Origin of the sequence: Alteromonas sp. CI.11.F.A3 (assembly GCF_032925565.1) — a bacterium.
Classification (GTDB): domain Bacteria; phylum Pseudomonadota; class Gammaproteobacteria; order Enterobacterales; family Alteromonadaceae; genus Alteromonas.
In genome coordinates this window covers 3696840-3717345 of sequence record NZ_CP136708.1, presented here as the reverse complement: position 1 = coordinate 3717345, position 20506 = coordinate 3696840, and the positions used below count along the sequence as shown (strand labels likewise).

The following is a 20506-nucleotide window of genomic DNA, read 5'->3' as shown; positions in this document are numbered from 1 at the left end:
TATCAAGGCCTTTATCGTTAAGCTTCTTTTACATTAAATATCCGTTGTTGGGAATTTATCGATTGCTGTTTTTAGCACATCTGACTCCGTTGGAGTGGCAATGCCAATACTACTGTCACTCTCTTTAGAAGTATCACCAGACACCTGGCCAGACTCAGCTACCGATGTGCTATTGCTTTCAGAATCAGAAGGAATAGACTCTATCGACGGTAAAATCAAATCTTCTGGTGGAAGCTCAAGATCTACGGTATCAATCGTGACTTCGGTTTCCAGCCCGATGGTAACAATATCGTTTTCCTCTGGAAGGGTAATTATATCTTCCGGCAATGTGCTCTCAGATGTCACTACTTGAGAATCAGTGTTTAACTCGACGGTTTGTTCAGTCTGCCCACTAAATTCAATAACGTTAGGCGCTTTGGGTTCATCAGTAGCTTCCGTTTCTGAGCTTTGTGATGCACTTACCGACTCCGATGAACTATTTGCCATAGTTTCAGCTGAGTTACTTGTTTCAGCTACTGCTACACCTTCACCAGATGCCGTCACAAACACGTTAAACTCAGCCTGTTCGACAGTACCATTTGGATACTCAATACGGTAAGTAAAGGTATCTGTTAAGGTTCCACCAAATACGGCTTGCGTGTTGTCCGGGGTATAAGTGTACGCGCCCGTTTCGTCAATTTGCAGCGTGCCGTAATCACCGACTAACGTAATGCCACCCGTAGCGTCTTGGAAGTTTGTTCCATCAGTAGATACAGTTACATCGAATGTTGGGTCAAATAGCACATCATTTTCGAACAAATTACCGATCGCGGTTTGTACTTCGCTGACAACAAATTGGTCTAGGAAATGAACGGTAGAGCTCAAATCAACACTGACACCTCCAAGCGCACTGGCTAAGCCTGTATCCACGTCCATGGTAACTCGGTATTCACCTGCTGTAAGACCAAATGAAGTAAAGCTACCATTTCCGTCGAGGCCAAGCAGACCTATCAACTGGTCACTGGAGAAGGTTTCAACAACTTCCCATGTGCCGTTATTGTCTCGCTCAATGAATAGGTCCAGTCCTGAGCCTAATGATAATAGGTCTCCGCCATCCACGGTTAAAGTAAGATCCATCGTAGTATCAGTTGCTACAGTAAATGAGTTGCTTTGAGTATCTACAGAGGTAGGAATAACGATACCAAGGGCGCCAATCAGCCATGAGTATTCAAGCGCATCTGCTTCAGCATAACCTGTGCTGCTAGCAAAATCATAGGTCAGCTCTGCCCGCGCTGAGTCCGCAGATACCCCTTGCCCTGAAAGGTTAAAGTTGAGGTTAGCCGTAGAGGTGTTAGTCCCATCTGAAATGGTGTAGCTGAAGCTATCCGTACTACCCAAGCCGTCACGTACGCCGTTAGCTATATAGGTGTAGCTACCGTCTTCAAAGATAGTCAAGTCGCCATAGTCACCCTCAATGGTAATGCCAGATAAACCAGTGCCTAATACGGTCACCGACTCTCCATTGGAGTGAGTAACGTGCGTAACTACGCCGCCCTCAGCAATGCTATCTGCTACGTCGCCTGCATTCGCGGCATCAATAACATTACCCGACGTTGTAGTGCTACCTTCAAACGCGTATTCAGTAAGTGTTGAAGTTATATCGGTAGACTGAAGCAAGGTAAGTGTATTGCTTAGCAATGCCGCTGCGACAGCATCTAACACACTATCTGCAAGAAGACTTAACCCGAGACCGTTTAGACCATTAGTAATAGTGCTGACCAAGTCGCCGGCACCTATTGTCTCTGTTGCACCTAAAGCTGGCTCTAGAATGAAGGTGCGTACAACCGTACCTAAACCAAGCCCATTTAATACACTCGCATTAGTGCCATTCAGTGCGTCTTCAACAGCAGTTAACACTACCTCTTGGTTTTCTGCACCTAAAACTACGCCGCCATCGCCTAATTCCGTTAACGTAATTGAGCCGTCATTATTTTGATCAAATAAAGTCTCAAGAGCACTTTCATCATTGCGAATAACCACAGTGTATTCGCCGGCAGGTAGCCCAGAGAATTTCGCCACTAGCGTATCGTCACCAGTAACTCCAATGAGGTTTACACCAGCCACATCACCTATTAACGGGTTATCTGGTGTCATCGCTGTGGCGACCACGTTGCCACTTGCATCAATAATATCAACACGATACGCATCAGCGACTGCGACTAACGCTGTTTGACTGACCTCGACTACCACTTCGCCAAAGAAACCAGCGTCAACGGTAAGCGTTGTACTAGCCTCTGGCGAACCTGCCGCTGGTGAGCTTTCTGCTAAGCCTATAACTTGGAAGTCGCTGTCGGTAACTGGCGCATTCACAATGGCAGTTTGTGCGCCCAGTTCCATGTCATTGTTATCGGTTTGGGCTACTACTGGCGGGAAGTCGCTGCCAGATATAGTGATGGTAAGCGCCGCGATATCCGAGGTTTCACCATCTGATAAAGTATAGTTAAACACTTCATCTTGCCCAATTGCGCTGCGGTCGCCATCGGCGGTATAGGTGTACGTACCGTCTGCAGCAATTTCTAGTACGCCATAATTACCTTGAATAGTAACTGTACCTGTAGCAGGAACAGCAACGCTATCACCAGATGCATTGGTAACAAGCGTCACTTGCGCGCCGTCTAAGATAGTGTCTGCGCCTACACCACTAATATCACCGTCAATTAGGTTGCCTTGGGCCACTAAATCTCCCGTGTAGGTGTATTCTGTTAACGTGGTGGTAATGTCAGTGTCTTGTAAAAGGGTTAAGGTATTGCTAAGCAACGCATCGGCAACAACACTTAAAATGTCATCAAGGAAACCAGTTAAGCCAATTGCATCAAGAGGGGCGGTGAGTAAATTAACAAGCTGACCTGCGCCGATGACTGTAGTCGTATCCAGAAGTGTCTCTAGTACTCCCCTTACCTGGGTGCCAACCGTACCCAGTGGAATACCTAAAACGCCGGTATTTAAAGTTGCTTCAATAGTATCAAGAACTACCGCCTGATTGTCTGGCCCAAGTACAACGCCAGCTGTACCAAGCTCATCAAGGTCAACATCGTTACTGTTGTCGTTGTCTAACAAGTCTTCAAGTAAGTTCTCATCATTGCGGACCACCACACTGTAGTTGCCAGCATCAAGGCCTGCTAACGTGAACGAAATGGTCTCGTCGCCGGTAACATCAAAAATGTCTAATCCACCGACATCTGCAAGTTGTGAATCTGCGCTTACTCCTTGGTAAACAAGCTGACCGCTCTCATCATACACCTCGACAATGTAGGCATCGGCAACAGCAACCAGTGCTATTTGGTCAACCTCTACTAACACTTCACCTACATGGTTAGGGGAAACGGTAAAGGATGCACTCGCATCAACACCGCCTGTAGACTCAGCTAAGCCGATAACATCTACGTTGCTGGTGGTTTCAGGTGGATTGACCGTGACCACAGGCTCGCCCATATCAACAGCGTTACCGTCGTTTATTGCATCAATGGCCTGTACGACAACATTTTGACTTGCCGTGCTTGCCGAGTTACCTGCTTCATCTGTAACTGTTGCCACTACCGAATAGGTACCCGCTGGTAGCGTTGTACCTGTTAGATCCAGGCTCCAGTTGCCGCTTCCATCAATGGTGAGTTCAGGGTCAGTGCCAAAGGTATAGGACGTGCCATCAATAATGACAGTCAGAGTAGTATTATCACCAAGGTCAACTGTTCCATTGAAAATTAGCGTGCTGTCGCTGGTTATAAAGTCTCCAGCCACCCCAGAGTCGTTTGAGATACTGTCGAACGTTACCGTTTGACCATTATTGTTTTCATCAATACTGGTATCGATAACAATTGAACCTGTAGCTGAGTCAGAATTACCCACGGCATCTGTAGCGGTAACCGTTGCCGTGTAATTACCTTCAGCAAGCAAGGCGACAATATTGTCAGCTAGTGTCCAGGTGCCGTTACCATTGTTGGTAGCGGTGTATTCATTGCCGTCAATGGTTACTACCACAACCGCATTGGGGTCGTTTACCGTACCGGTAAGCTCTGGCGTGGTGTCGTTGGTGGTCAGATCGTTTATGGCTACCGTAGGCGCAGTGGTATCAACCACTACGGTACCTGTGTTGGTCACCGTGTTACCCGCGGCGTCTGTTGCAGTCACTGACGTTGGGTAGCTGCCTTCGGCGAGGGTGGCTACTGCGTCATTAGCCAGTGTCCACGTGCCATTACCGTTATTAGTGGCGGTGTAGTCATTCCCGTCAATGGTGACCACAACGGTCGCTGTCGCATCATCAACCGTACCTGTCAGCGCTGGCGTCGTATCGTTGGTGGTTAAATCATTAATTGCCACTACCGGCGCTATAGCATCTACGGTATCAGACGCAGGTGCGCTGGTATTGCCCGCTTCATCAGTGGCTGTTGCGGTAACCACAACGCCATCGGCAAGCGGAGTATCAGGCGTAACGCTCCAGTTGCCATCGCCATCAGCGACAACGGTGTAGTCTGGCGTGCCATCGCCGTCTATATCTACATTTACGGTTGCGTCAGCTTCCGCAGTGCCTGTGATCTCAGTACCGTTACCGGCATCAACAGTTGGCGCTGTTGGTGCTGTGGTATCAACGATGACAGTGCCTGTGTTAGTGCTGACGTTACCGTCAGGGTCGGTTGCGGTAACGGTTGCGGTATAGTTGCCTTCGGCGAGGGTGGCTACTGCGTCATTAGCCAGTGTCCACGTGCCGTTACCGTTATTAGTGGCGGTGTAGTCATTCCCGTCAATGGTGACCACAACGGTCGCTGTCGCATCATCGACCGTACCTGTCAGCGCTGGCGTCGTATCGTTGGTGGTTAAATCATTAATTGCCACTACCGGCGCTATAGCATCTACGGTATCAGACGCAGGTGCGCTGGTATTGCCCGCTTCATCAGTGGCTGTTGCGGTAACCACAACGCCATCGGCAAGCGGAGTATCAGGCGTAACGCTCCAGTTGCCATCGCCATCAGCGACAACGGTGTAGTCTGGCGTGCCATCGCCGTCTATATCTACATTTACGGTTGCGTCAGCTTCCGCAGTGCCTGTGATCTCAGTACCGTTACCGGCATCAACAGTTGGCGCTGTTGGTGCTGTGGTATCAACGATGACAGTGCCTGTGTTAGTGCTGACGTTACCGTCAGGGTCGGTTGCGGTAACGATTGCGGTATAGTTGCCTTCGGCGAGGGTGGCTACTGCGTCATTAGCCAGGGTCCACGTGCCATTACCGTTATTAGTGGCGGTGTAGTCATTCCCGTCAATGGTGACCACAACGGTCGCTGTCGCATCATCAACCGTACCTGTCAGCGCTGGCGTCGTATCGTTGGTGGTTAAATCATTAATTGCCACTACCGGCGCTATAGCATCTACGGTATCAGACGCAGGTGCGCTGGTATTGCCCGCTTCATCAGTGGCTGTTGCGGTAACCACAACGCCATCGGCAAGCGGAGTATCAGGCGTAACGCTCCAGTTGCCATCGCCATCAGCGACAACGGTGTAGTCTGGCGTGCCATCGCCGTCTATATCTACATTTACGGTTGCGTCAGCTTCCGCAGTGCCTGTGATCTCAGTACCGTTACCGGCATCAACAGTTGGCGCTGTTGGTGCTGTGGTATCAACGATGACAGTGCCTGTGTTAGTGCTGACGTTACCGTCAGGGTCGGTTGCGGTAACGGTTGCGGTATAGTTGCCTTCGGCGAGGGTGGCTACTGCGTCATTAGCCAGTGTCCACGTGCCGTTACCGTTATTAGTGGCGGTGTAGTCATTCCCGTCAATGGTGACCACAACGGTCGCTGTCGCATCATCGACCGTACCTGTCAGCGCTGGCGTCGTATCGTTGGTGGTTAAATCATTAATTGCCACTACCGGCGCTATAGCATCTACGGTATCAGACGCAGGTGCGCTGGTATTGCCCGCTTCATCAGTGGCTGTTGCGGTAACCACAACGCCATCGGCAAGCGGAGTATCAGGCGTAACGCTCCAGTTGCCATCGCCATCAGCGACAACGGTGTAGTCTGGCGTGCCATCGCCGTCTATATCTACATTTACGGTTGCGTCAGCTTCCGCAGTGCCTGTGATCTCAGTACCGTTACCGGCATCAACAGTTGGCGCTGTTGGTGCTGTGGTATCAACGATGACAGTGCCTGTGTTGGTGCTTACGTTACCTTCCGGGTCGGTTGCGGTAACGGTTGCGGTATAGCTGCCTTCGGCGAGCGTGGCTACTGCGTCATTAGCCAGCGTCCACGTGCCGTTACCGTTGTTGGTGGCGGGGTAGTCAATACCGTTAATGGTAATGACCACCGTGGCTGTTGGGTCGTTAACCGAACCAGTAAGCGCTGGAGTGGTGTCATTGGTTGTTAAGTCGTTGAAGTCAACGACTGGCGCGGCCGCATCAACCGTGTCAGTGGCTGGGTTGCTAATGTTACCCGCTGCGTCGGTCGCCGTTACGGTCACGATTACGCCATCGGCAAGCGGTGTATCAGGTGTAATGCTCCAATTGCCGTCGCCGTCTGCTGTGACGGTGAAATCAGGGATACCATCACCGTCTATATCAACATTGACCTCGCTGCCCGCTTCGGCGGTACCGGTAATTTCGGTGCCGTTGCCTGCATCCACAGTAGGGATTGCAGGTGGTGTAGTATCAATAACTACCGTTCCTGAATTTGAACCCACATTGCCATCGGCATCAGTGGCAGTAACGGTAGCGGTATAACTACCATCTGCAAGTGCAGCCACTGCATTGTCAGCCAGTGTCCACGTGCCATTACCGTTGTTGGTGGCGGTGTAGTCAATACCGTTAATGGTAACGACCACCGTGGCTGTTGGGTCGTCAACCGTACCGGTAAGCGCTGGTGTGGTGTCATTAGTGGTTAAGTTGTTGATTGCAACGACTGGCGCAACAGCGTCTACCGTAGCTGACGCTGGTGCACTCGTATTGCCCGCTTCATCGGTAACTGTTGCCGTAACTACCGCACCATCGGCTAGCGGTGTAGTTGGTGTTACTGACCAATTGCCATCGCCATCCGCGATGACGGTGAAGTCTGGCGTGCCGTCTCCGTCTACGTCAACATTCACGGTTGCGCCTGCTTCCGCAGTACCCGTAATCTCAGTACCGTTACCTGCGTCGACGGTAGGTGCTGCTGGAGCAGTGGTATCAATGACCACAGTACCAGAGTTGGTTCCGTTGTTACCATCGGCATCAGTGGCAGTGACCGTAGCGTTATAGCTACCTTCAGCCAGTGTGGCGACGATATCATCCGCCAGGGTCCAGCTGCCATCGCCATTGTTAATCGCGGTATACTCTATACCGTTAATGGTAACGACGACGGTGGCCGATGGGTCGTCTACCGAGCCAGTAAGTGCAGGTGTGGTGTCGTTAGTCGTTAAGTCATCGAAGGCAACCATTGGCGCAACAGCGTCTACCGTATCAGATACAGGCTCGCTGACATTGCCTGCTCCATCAGTGGCCGTAGCCGTAATCACCACACCATCGGCCAGCGGTGTAGTTGGTGCTACTGACCAATTGCCATCGCCATCCGCGATGACGGTGAAGTCTGGCGTGCCGTCTCCGTCTACGTCAACATTCACGGTTGCGCCTGCTTCCGCAGTACCCGTAATTTCAGTACCGTTACCTGCATCAACAGCAGGGGCAGCAGGCGCGGTAGTATCGATAATGCCGCCATTATCGTTTGCAGTTGCCGTATTGCCCGCACCATCTGTCGCAGCTGCAGTAACAGAATAATTACCTTCAGATAAGGCTGTTGGCACATCTACAGTGAAGGTCCCATTGGCTTGAACAATTGCGTCAAAGGTTTGTGTATTACCAGCGTTATCAGTAACGCTAATGGATACTGTGCTGCCTGGCGGAATATCTGTAGTTCCAGAAATTGTTGGCGTTGTGTCGTTTCCTGTACCAAGCGAGTCCAGGTTTAGGTTCGGTACGCTGGTGTCAATATTTCCGCTGGTAGTATCAGATGCTGAGTTTCCAGCGGCATCAGTGGCGGTAGCGCTAACATTGAAGTTACCGTCTGCCATTGCATTAGGCACATCGGCGCTGAAGTCTCCGTTGCTATCGACAATAGCCGTAAATGTCTGTTCTGCTCCTGCGCTGTCGGTGACGGTTATGTTCACTGAACTGCCAGGGCTCAAGTCGGTGCTGCCAGTAATTGTTGGCGTTGTATCGTTACCTGTGCCTTGTGCATCTAAATTGATCGTCGGCGCGGTAGTGTCTACGCTACCGTTTGTTTCAGTGGCAGTCGTCTCATTACCTGCTGGGTCTTGGGCAACGGCGGTAACGGTATACCCTCCTTCAGCCATGGGGCTTGGCACATCGGCCGAGAAACTGCCGTCACCCTGAACGGTAGCATCGAAGGTTTGGCTTACACCTGCGTTATCTGTAACCGTAATCGTTACTGTCGCGCCTGCAGGCAGATCAGTATTGCCGGATATTGTAGGCGTTGTGTCGCTGTCTGAGGCCAGTGTATCTAACGATAGGGTAGGGGCTGTTGTATCAATATTTCCCGAATTGTCTACAAGATTAGTGCTATTACCTGCGTCATCGGTAGCGGTTGCCTCAACGCTGTATGGACCTTCAGCTAAAGGCGCGGGCACATTCACAGTAAAGTTTCCATTTACATCAACAGTGGCAGTGATGGTTTGAGCATTTCCTGCGTTGTCAGTAATCACAAGGGTCACTTCACTACCTTGTGCGAGGTTTGTGCTTCCCGATAGGGTAGGTGTTGTGTCATTGCCTTCTTTAAGTGGGGTTAACGTCAACAACGGGGAGGTAGTGTCTATGCTTCCAGCATCACTCGCTGCCGCGGTATTGCCTGCTTCATCGCTGATTGTAGCGCTTACCGTGAAGTTGCCTTCAGCTAAATCAGTACCTGGAGAGATTGAGAAAGACCCATCGGCCTGTACAACTGCACTCAAGGTCTGGGTCGCACCAGCACTATCCGTTACCAAAATAGTAACCACAGAACCTGCTGGTTCATCGGTTGTACCTGTAATTAGCGGCGTAACGTCGTTAGTGGTATCTGCAACATCCATATTAAGTGTAGGTACAAGCGTATCAACAACGCCTACTTCATTATCTGATGTACTGTTGTTTGCTGCATCGGTGGCGGTTGCAGAGACTGTAAAATTACCTTCAGCCATCGCCGCTGGTACGTCGGCTGAAAATGCGCCGCCTGCAGCAACCAATGCAGAGAACACCTGGGTATTACCGGCACTATCAACAACGGTTATCTGTACTGTAGAGCCTTGAGGCAAATCTACGGTACCGCTAATGGTTGGGATTGAGTCGCTAATTGTGCCAGGCTCGTCCAGCGAAATAATAGGTGAAAGGGTGTCGATAACGCCTGTTTCTGCGTCGGACGCTGTATTGCCAGCTTCATCAACAGCCGTAGCTTGAACTGTGTAGCTACCTTCCGCTAGCGAGACTGGTACTTCTACACTAAAAGAACCATCGCTTTGTACTATTGCTGATAAGGTTTGTACATTGCCAGCATTATCTGTGACCGTAATTGAAACCGTGTTTCCAGCCGACTGGTCTGTTGTGCCAGTAATTGTTGGCGTTGCATCATTTTCTATACCTGGGTCTGCCACGTCAATAGCCGGTGACGTGGTATCTACCACACCACTAGTTTCCGAGTCAGAGCCTGAATTACCCGCGCCGTCAGTTACCTCTGCGACAACGGTGTAGCTACCTTCGGCCAAATCAGCAGGTACGCTAGCGCTAAAGGTGCCATCACCTTGTACTGTTGCAGTAAAGGTTTGTACTGCTCCTGCACTATCTGTCACTGTTAAGGTGACGGTGGCACCAACTGGGGCGTTAGTTGTGCCTGAGATGAGAGGCGTAGCGTCGTTTGTTTGGCCAAGGGTATCTAGCGTAATGTCCGGGGCGCTCGTATTGATATTGCCGCTATCAGTGATAGTCGTGCTATTGCCCGCAGCATCACTCGCACTGGCTGTTACATCGTAATCGCCATCAACGAGCGCGCTGGGTAGTTCAACAGAGAAAGCGCCATCCGCATCAACCGTAGCGGTAAGATTTTGTACGTTACCTGCTGCATCGGTGACAACCAGCGTTATGGTTGCTCCTTCTGGAAGGTCGGTAGTACCGCTTAATCCTGGCGTAGCGTCATTGCCGTTGGCCACAGGGTTTAAGTTGATAACAGGCGGGATGGTGTCGACAGTACCGTTGTTGTCAATTGCTGTGTTTTGATTACCCGCATCATCAATCGCCGTTACTTCTACTGAGTAATCACCTTGTGCAAGGTCAAACGGCACATCAGCGCTAAAACTACCGTTCGCTTGAACTGTGCCGGTGAAGGTTTGCGTATTGCCCTGGCTGTCAGTCACGCTAATGCTAACTGTGTTGCCCGAAGCCAAGTCTGTGGTTCCCGAAATAGTCGGCGTGGCATCGTTGGTTAAACTTTGTGCGTCTAACGATAGTGTTGGCGCTGCAGTATCTATGACACCGTTGTTATCTATTGCCGATGCAGAATTACCCGCACCGTCAGTAGCTGTGACGGTTACGCTGAAACCACCTTCCGCTAAATCAGCAGGTACATCAGCACGGTAAGTACCATCGTTTAGAACGGTTGTTGTGAATGTCTGGGTATTTCCAGCGCTGTCCGTTACGCTAATGCTAACCGTATCGCCGGCATTGAGATCTGTGGTACCAGAGATAGACGGCGTTGCATCACTATCAAGCCCTAGTGCATCAATGGTGATTGATGGGGCCGTTGTATCGATGTTACCCCCATTTTCAGTCACCGATGCACTGTTACCAGCACCATCTGTGGCTGTCGCATTAACAGAATAGTCACCTTCAGGTAAGCCTGCAGGTACATCGGCCGTAAAGCTACCATCACCTTGTACTGTTGCGGTGAATGTTTGTGTGTTTCCAGCACTGTCGGATACGGTTAGCGTTACGGTGCTACCTGGCGCTAAATCGGTATTACCTGAAATGGTCGGCGTGGTGTCGTTGTCTGATCCTAATGGTTCAAGCGATAAGGTCGGCGCTGCTGAGTTTATATTGCCACTTACTGTATCTGTAGCGGTATTGCCCGCTTCATCGGTAGTGGTTGCAGTGACGTCAAAATCTCCATCAACCATAGGGTTAGGCACATCTGCACTGAAGTCGCCGTTAGCATCTACGGTTGCATTAAATGACTGCTGAGTACCTGTACTGTCAGTCACCGTGATAGTCACTGTACTGCCTGCGTCCAAGTCTGTGCTACCGCTAATCGTTGGCGTGGTATCGTTTCCTGTACCAAATGGATCTAGGTTAATAACGGGTGCAGTGGTATCTACGCTACCGCCCGTTTCAGAATCGGAACCTTGGTTGCCCGCCGGATCTTGAGCCGCAGCGGAGACCGTATAGTCTCCTTCAGCTAATGGTGAAGGTATATTTGCTGCAAAACTGCCGTCGGTTTGTACCGTTGCCGCAAAGGTTTGCGTATTACCGGCACTGTCGACCACCGTTAGGGTAACAATGGCGCCAGCAGGAAGGTTTGTGGTGCCAGAAATAGTTGGCGTTAGGTTATTCTCAGGCGCTAATTCATCTAAGTTTAGCTCAGGTGGTGTTGTGTCGATGGCGCCTGAATTATCAAGTATCGATGTGCTGTTACCTGCTTCATCAGTGGCTGTTGCTTCAACACTGTACGAACCTTCAGCCAGTGCAATGGGTAGGTCCACCGTAAAGTTTCCTGCAGCATCAACCGTTGCCGTGACCGTTTGAATGTTGCCTGTACTATCCGTGATAACCAAGGATACAACGCTACCTTCAGCTAGATCAGTGCTACCCGATATGGTTGGTGTTGTGTCATTGCCTAGCCCCTGAGGGTCTAACGTTAAGGTGGGCGCTGTGGTGTCAATTGTGCCCGCTGCATTGGCTGACGCACTGTTGCCTGCATCGTCGGTAGCCGTAGCGGTAACGTTATAGTCACCTTCGGTCACTGCATCTGGCACATCCACACTGAAGTCGCCGTTTGCATCAACCGTTGCCGTAACGGTTTGGGTATTTCCTGCACTGTCGGTAATCGAAAGCGTAACGCTCTCGCCTACTGCCAGGTCCGTAGTCCCCGAAATGGTAGGCGTAGTATCGTTATTTGAACCCAGTGTATCTAGCGAGATAACCGGAGCAACGGTATCGACGATACCGTCATTATCAGTGACAGAAGCGCTATTACTGTTGCTGTCAGTAGCGGTAGCTGTTACTGAGTAATCGCCCTCGGCAAGAGGCGCGGGGACGTCAGCACTAAAGTTACCGCTCGCATCAACTAGTGCAGTAAAGCTTTGCGTGTTGCCTGCACTGTCAATGACGGAAAGCGTAACGGTTGAACCGGCGGGTAGGTCAGTCGTACCCGATATGGTTGGAGTAGTATCGCTAACTGTAGCTTGAGCCTCTAGCGTCAGCGCAGGAGCGCTAGTATCTACCGTACCGGTATCAGAGGTGGTGGTTGTATTGCCTGCATCGTCTGAGGCACTTGCTGTCACCGTGTAGCTGCCATCTGATATAGCGTTTGGTACATCCGCGCTGAATGAACCATTCGCGTCCACAATTGCATCAAAGGTTTGCGTATTGCCTGCACTATCAGTGACGGTTAATGTTACCGTGCTTCCTGGTGCTAAATCAGTGCTGCCCGATATGTTAGGCGTTTCATCGTTGCTTGTGCCTTGCGGATTTAGCGTAAGCACAGGGGCGGTGGTGTCAATATTGCCACCGTCTTCAAATGCAGTTGTTGAATTACCAGCATCATCTGTTGCAGTAACCTCTACGCTGTAGTCGCCTTCTGGCAGTGAAGACAATACTTCTGTAGCGAAGTTGCCTTCTGCATCAACCAATGCGTTGATGATTTGCGTGTCGCCATTGCTGTCGGTTACGGTTATCACCACGACAGCACCTTCGGGTAAATCTGTATTACCTGAAATAGTCGGTGTAGTGTCATTACCTGAATCTAACGGATTGACGCTAACAACAGGCGCTTGTGTATCAATGTTTCCATTTGTCTCGTTTGCAGACGCGGTGTTACCTTGCGCATCGCTTACTGTTGCCGTAACGGTGAAGTCGCCCTCGGCCAATGCGTTAGGCACGTCCGCGCTGAATGTTCCATCTGCTTCCACGGTAACTTGGAAGCTTTGCGAGTCACCATTGGCATCCACAACGGTAATGGTGACAAGTGTGCCGGGAGTAACATCAGTAGTACCTGAGATAGTTGGGCTTACGTCGCTGGTAGAGCTTTGCGTGTCAAGGGTTAACAGTGGTGCTTGGCTATCTACATTGCCTGTTGTATTGGCATTTGCGGTATTTCCTGCACTGTCAGCTGCACTGGCGGTAACCGTGAAGTCGCCGTCGGCTAATGCGTTTGGCACATCTACATTAAAGCTACCATTTGCATCGACCAAGGCATTAACAGTTTGCGTGTTTCCAGCGCTATCAGTCACGACAAGCGTGACCGTGCTTCCTTCAGGAAGGTCAGTAGTGCCTGAAAGCGTAGGCGTTGTATCACCGGTGCTGCCAGGGTTTTCAAGGGTTAGCACTGGCGCGGTAGTGTCAATGGTGCTGAAATTATCGGTCACCGTTGTCGTATTGCCATCACCGTCGGTCGCACTGGCGGTGACTGTATAAGCGCCATCAGGTAGTGGTGACGCAACATCAGCAGTGAAGCTTCCGTCTGTGCCCGCTGTTGCAGTAATAGTCTGTGTATTACCAGCGCTATCCGTTACGGTTAACGTTACTTCACTGCCTTCAGGTAAGCTGGTTGAACCTGAGATCGTAGGCGTATTGTCGTTAGTTTGGCCTTGTTCATCTAGCACTAACGTTGGTGCATTCGTGTTGATGTTACCTGTCGTGCTGTCGGTCACTTCATTACCTGCAGCGTCTTCTGCCGTAGCAGTAACCGTAAAGTTGCCATCAGCCAGTTCTTGTGGTGCGTCCACAGAAAAATTGCCATTAGCATCGACCAAGGTGTTGATAGTTTGCGTGTTGCCTGCGCTATCAACGACCGTTAGCGAGACAATACTTCCTTCAGGCAGATCTATGCTGCCCGATAAAGTCGGTGTGGTATCGTTGCCAGAACCCACAGCGTCAAGGGAAAGCGATGGCGCCGTCGTATCAATGCTGCCACCATTTTCGGTTACACTCGCGGTATTGCCATTGTCATCCACTGCAGTTGCTGAAACCGTGTAGTCACCTTCTGCCAACGTACTAGGTACTTCTGCGCTGAAGCCTCCGTTTTCATCAACAAGGGTCTCAATGGTTTGCTGATTACCTAAGCTATCCGTAACGATTAGTGTAACCGTACTACCTTGTGGTAAATCAGTCGTTCCGCTAATAAGTGGTGTAGTATCGTTGCCCACGTCTTGTGGATCGAGAGTAAGCGTTGGTGCCGCAGTATCAATATTGCCTTGCGTTGATGCAGAATCTTGGTTGCCCGCATCGTCAGTGACGGTGGCGGTGACGGTAAAGTCGCCGTCGGCAAGCTCTGCGGGCACATCAACAGCAAAGGTGCCGTCACTCTCGACTACGGCAACAAAAGTCTGTGTATTTCCTGCACTGTCAGTAACTGTGATTGAAACACTGCTCCCTGGTGCCTGATCTGTGTTACCGGAAATGGTTGGCGTAGTATCATTAGTATTGTCTTGGGCATCTAAGTTAATTAGCGGTGACGTGATATCGATATTGCCGCCAGTTTCTGTTGCCGTTGCGGTATTGCCGTTTACATCGGTTGCCGTAGCCGTTACGCTATATTCACCTTCCGCTAATGGATTGGGCACATCTACACTAAAGTTACCCGAACCGTCTACCGTCGCCGCGAAAGTTTGTGTATTGCCAAGCGCGTCGGTAACTGACAGTGTGACAGTGCTGCCAGTTGGTAAATCGGTAGAACCAGCAACAGTAGGCGTGGTGTCGTTGTCATCACCTAATGGGTTAAGGGTTAGGTCTGGTGCATTGGTATCCACGGCACCTGATTGAGACGCAGATGCACTATTTCCCGCAGCATCGGTAGCTGTTGCTTCGACAGTATAGTCACCATCTGCGAGTTCAACAGGAACGTCCGCGCTAAACTCACCGTTAGCATCTACAGTGGCTGCAAAGGTTTGGCTGTTTCCTGCACTGTCGGTAACGGTAAGTGTAACTGTGCTGCCTGCTTCTAAGTTCGTCGAACCGCTAATTGAAGGTGTAGTGTCGTTACCTGTGCCAAGTGGCTCTAGAGAAATGGTAGGTGCTTGGGTATCAATGTTGCCGCCATCTTCAGTAACGGTAGTTGTATTGCCTGCATCGTCTGTAGCATTGGCTTCAACGGTATATTCACCCTCAGTAAGCGGCGTTTGCACGTCGACGCTAAAATTACCGTTATCATCAACGATTGCATCGATGGTTTGCGCGTTGCCCGCGCTGTCGCTAACCACAATAGTTACTGCTGTACCAGACGGTAAATCGGTAGAACCAGAAATGGTTGGCGTAGTGTCGCTGCCGTCGATTTGTGGGTCTAGAGTAAGTACTGGTGCCGCAGTGTCTATATTGCCACTGTTGTCGACTGCGGTAGTTGTATTGCCTGCAGCATCAGTTGCTTCGACAGAAACTTCGTAGCTTCCTTCCGCCAGAGCTTCACCCACATCGGCGCTGAAATTCCCGTTTTCATCCACAACCGCGGTGACGGTTTGCGTATTACCCTCACTATCGGTTACGGTTATAACAACCTCGCTGCCCGCTGGTAAATCTGTATTACCCGAGATAGTAGGTGTTGTGTCGTTAGTATCCGTTTGCGGATCGATATTCACCACAGGTAGGGTAGTATCAAGCGCGGTAGTAGCTGTGGCAGTGGAGCTATTACCATTTTCGTCTGTCACCGTCACTTCAATGTCGTATTCACCCTCTTCAAATCCAGGGGGGAAGACGACGTTGAAATCGCCATTCTCATCTGTAGACCCCGGTATTGTCTGGCTGTTGCCGTCGCTATCGGTGATAACTACCACTACCTCTGAATTAGGTGCATCCGATGATCCCCCTATGCCTTCACTACCGTTGGTAGGCGAGCCAGTTTCAATAACAATACTAGGGCCTTGGGTATTAATAACCGCATCGAGAGATGTTGAAGAGGTGTTGCCCGCCACGTCAGACACGGTAGCGGTAACAGTAAAGTCGCCGTTTGCGAGTGCTTGCGGAACTTCAGCACTAAAGCTACCGTCTTCTTGCACAATTGCAGTAATGGTTTGCGTAGTGCCATCTGAATGCACTATATCTAGCGTTACTACCGCACCTGGTTCTGCATCAGTGTCGCCATTAATAACTGGTGTGTCATCATTCGTTGAACCAATGGGTTCAAGGCTGATCACTGGCGCTGTGGTGTCTATTTCACCTGTTACTGTGGTGGTAGAACTATTACCTGCTGGTATCGTAACAGTAACGTCAACCGTGTACTCACCTTCGCTAAGCTCCGCTGGTATATCTTCGCTGAATGTGCCGTCAGCGCCCACTGTAGTGACGATTGTTTGTTCGTTACCCTCGCTATCTGTAACAACAATGACGAGTTCACTGCCAGGAGGGGCATCGGTTTCACCAGAAACGTTTGGCGTAGTATCGTTCGTTGGCGCAGGTTGATTTACGGTAGTCGACGGACTAGTAGAATCGTAATCGCCGCTCGTTGTTGCTTGCGCCGTATTGCCTGCGTTATCTGTCACTTCGGCAGTTACGCTGTATGTACCCTCAGCCACAGCATTTGGAACTTCAACGGCAAAAGTACCGTCGGCTAGTACGGTGGTGGTAAAGGTCTGAGTAACGCCTGCACTATCAGTAACGGTAAGCGTTATTGTGCTTCCGGGTACGGCATCAGTTAAACCAGAAAGCGTAGGTGTAACATCGCCATTTATTCCAGGGTCGTTTAATGAGATGGTTGGCGCAGTCACGTCGATAGCGCCCTGTTCTTCGGTACTGGCTGTATTGCCTGCCGCATCGGTAACGCTGGCTTCAACGGAATAATCACCTTCCGCTAATTCAACTGGCACATCTATTGAAAATGAACCATCTGCTTGAACGGTGGTGGTAAGCGTTTGTACGTTACCGGCACTGTCTGTCACCGTTAAGATAACAGTCGAGCCTGGCGCGGCATCAGTGGTGCCTGAGAGCGTAGGCGTAGTGTCGTTGTCAGTGCTTTGTGCATCTAACGAAATTACCGGTGCGGTAGTATCAATTTCACCGGTATTGGCATCGGTGGCAGTATTGCCTGCGGCATCAGTAACCGTGGCTTCAACAGAGTATTCACCTTCCGCTAATGCAGCAGGCACATCTACTGAAAACGTGCCGTCAGCTTGCATGGTGGTGGTAAGCGTTTGTACGTTACCCGCACTGTCTGTCACCGTGAGAGTAATAGTAGATCCCGGCGCGGCATCAGTGGTGCCTGAGAGCGTAGGCGTAGTGTCGTTGTCAGTGCCTTGTGCATCTAACGAAATTACCGGTGCGGTAGTATCAATTTCACCGGTATTGGCATCGGTGGCAGTATTGCCTGCGGCATCAGTAACCGTGGCTTCAACAGAGTATTCACCTTCCGCTAATGCAGCAGGCACATCTACTGAAAACGTGCCGTCAGCTTGCACGGTGGTGGTAAGCGTTTGTACGTTACCCGCACTGTCTGTCACCGTGAGAGTAATAGTAGATCCCGGCGCGGCATCAGTGGTGCCTGAGAGCGTAGGCGTAGTGTCGTTGTCAGTGCCTTGTGCATCTAACGAAATTACCGGTGCGGTAGTATCAATTTCACCGGTATTGGCATCGGTGGCAGTATTGCCTGCGGCATCAGTAACCGTGGCTTCAACAGAGTATTCACCTTCCGCTAATGCAGCAGGCACATCTACTGAAAACGTGCCGTCAGCTTGCACGGTGGTGGTAAGCGTTTGTACGTTACCCGCACTGTCTGTCACCGTGAGAGTAATAGTAGATCCCGGCGCGGCATCAGTGGTGCCTGAGAGCGTAGGCGTAGTGTCGTTGTCAGTGCCTTGTGCATCTAACGAAATTACCGGTGCGGTAGTATCAATTTCACCGGTATTGGCATCGGTGGCAGTATTGCCTGCGGCATCAGTAACCGTGGCTTCAACAGAGTATTCACCTTCCGCTAATGCAGCAGGCACATCTACTGAAAACGTGCCGTCAGCTTGCACGGTGGTGGTAAGCGTTTGTACGTTACCCGCACTGTCTGTCACCGTGAGAGTAATAGTAGATCCCGGCGCGGCATCAGTGGTGCCTGAGAGCGTAGGCGTAGTGTCGTTGTCAGTGCCTTGTGCATCTAACGAAATTACCGGTGCGGTAGTATCAATTTCACCGGTATTGGCATCGGTGGCAGTATTGCCTGCGGCATCAGTAACCGTGGCTTCAACAGAGTATTCACCTTCCGCTAATGCAGCAGGCACATCTACTGAAAACGTGCCGTCAGCTTGCACGGTGGTGGTAAGCGTTTGTACGTTACCGGCACTGTCAGTCACTGTTAGGGTCACGGTCGAACCAGGCGCGGCATCAGTCGTACCTGAAAGCGTAGGCGTAGTGTCGTTGTCAGTGCCTTGTGTATCTAACGAAATTACCGGTGCGGTAGTATCAATTTCACCGGTATTGGCATCGGTGGCTGTATTGCCTGCCGCATCGGTAACGCTGGCTTCAACAGAATATTCACCTTCCGCTAATTCAACTGGCACATCCACAAAGAAGGTGCCGTCAGCTTGCACAGTGGTGGTAAGCGTTTGTACGTTACCGGCACTGTCTGTCACCGTTAAGATAACAGTCGAGCCTGGCGCGGCATCAGTGGTGCCTGAGAGCGTAGGCGTAGTGTCGTTGTCAGTGCCTTGTGCATCTAACGAAATTACCGGTGCGGTAGTATCAATTTCACCGGTATTGGCATCGGTGGCTGTATTGCCTGCCGCATCGGTAACGCTGGCTTCAACAGAATATTCACCTTCCGCTAATTCAACTGGCACATCAACAGAGAAGGTGCCGTCAGCTTGCACGGTGGTCGTAAGCGTTTGTACGTTACCCGCACTGTCTGTCACCGTGAGAGTAATAGTCGAGCCTGGCGCGGCATCAGTGGTGCCTGAGAGCGTAGGCGTAGTGTCGTTGTCAGTGCCTTGTGCATCTAACGAAATTACCGGTGCGGTAGTATCAATTTCACCGGTATTGGCATCGGTGGCTGTATTGCCTGCCGCATCGGTAACGCTGGCTTCAACAGAATATTCACCTTCCGCTAATTCAACTGGCACATCAACAGAGAAGGTGCCGTCAGCTTGCACGGTGGTCGTAAGCGTTTGTACGTTACCCGCACTGTCTGTCACCGTGAGAGTAATAGTCGAGCCTGGCGCGGCATCAGTGGTGCCTGAGAGCGTAGGCGTAGTGTCGTTGTCAGTGCCTTGTGCATCTAACGAAATTACCGGTGCGGTAGTATCAATTTCACCGGTATTGGCATCGGTGGCAGTATTGCCTGCGGCATCAGTAACCGTGGCTTCAACAGAATATTCACCTTCCGCTAATTCAACTGGCACATCAACAGAGAAGGTGCCGTCAGCTTGCACGGTGGTCGTAAGCGTTTGTACGTTACCCGCGCTGTCAGTCACTGTTAGGGTGACGGTAGAACCTGGCGTCGCGTCAGTATTACCCGATAAGGTGGGGGTAGCATCGTTATTAAGAGGAATAGCGTCGAGTGTAATGGTAATGTCTGTGGCTTCGTCACCGCCGTCACCAAACTGTTCTGACGTGATTTCTTCGTTATCGTTGGCGCCTTGCTCGAATTCAAAAGCGACGGGATCTACACTTTCGTTGATTCTGTCTACTCGAACAAAGTTACTGCCTCCTGCACCGCCGCCACCATCTAAACCAGCAGCGGTTGCTTCTAACGACTCTAAAATATCATCATCGCCAGCAAGTACGTCTAGAAAATCTTGGTCGAGATCCTGACTATCTCCCGTTTGATCAAGCAATGCATTAAGATCTTCGAGGCTGTCGTCGAAAACAGCAAATTCATCATCGCTGTCAACATCTGAAAAGGTTAATTGAAGAGGGAAAGTAACAGTTTGGCCGGCAGGTAACTCTCTCACAATGCCATCAATACTGACAAGCACTGTACTGCCATCGGGGATAGTAAGGCTGTCTCCTTCCAATAAGGTCGTGTTTTCACTGGCTGCAAATTGCTCACCCGTTTCTGGGCGCTCTACCAAAACTTTACCATTTACTTCTACAACAATTACATCGGCCATTTTGAACCCTTTTCATATATCACTGAAACTCTTTAAATTAAGACTAGCAGCGAAAATGAAATTGGTTACCGGACCGTGGTACAGGTACTGGTATACCTTCGTCGAATTTCTAGGTATTTCCCCCTAATTTATTAATTTTAAGCAAGAATTAGACTTTCGTCACTTGGCAAAAATTCAGTTTTACTACTAGGCTTTGTTCAGATTAAGACAAATTTCACTTCTGATTTTAATAACATAT

Annotated in this window: 1 protein-coding gene; it reads right to left on the bottom strand. The window is 50.4% G+C overall.

The window, feature by feature from the left end; all coding sequences use genetic code 11:
* Nucleotides 1–33: 33 nt before the first annotated feature.
* The gene (locus tag R1T43_RS16000) at nucleotides 34–20268 is read right to left on the bottom strand and encodes a BapA/Bap/LapF family large adhesin (RefSeq protein ID WP_317350338.1); all 20235 of its coding nucleotides are present in this window, start codon (nucleotides 20266–20268) and stop codon (nucleotides 34–36) included.
* Nucleotides 20269–20506: the final 238 nt, after the last annotated feature.

Excerpts from the sequence above, each read along its gene's own strand:
- R1T43_RS16000 (WP_317350338.1), bottom strand. The coding sequence starts at position 20,268 with ATGGCCGATGTAATTGTTGTAGAAGTAAATGGTAAAGTTTTGGTAGAG.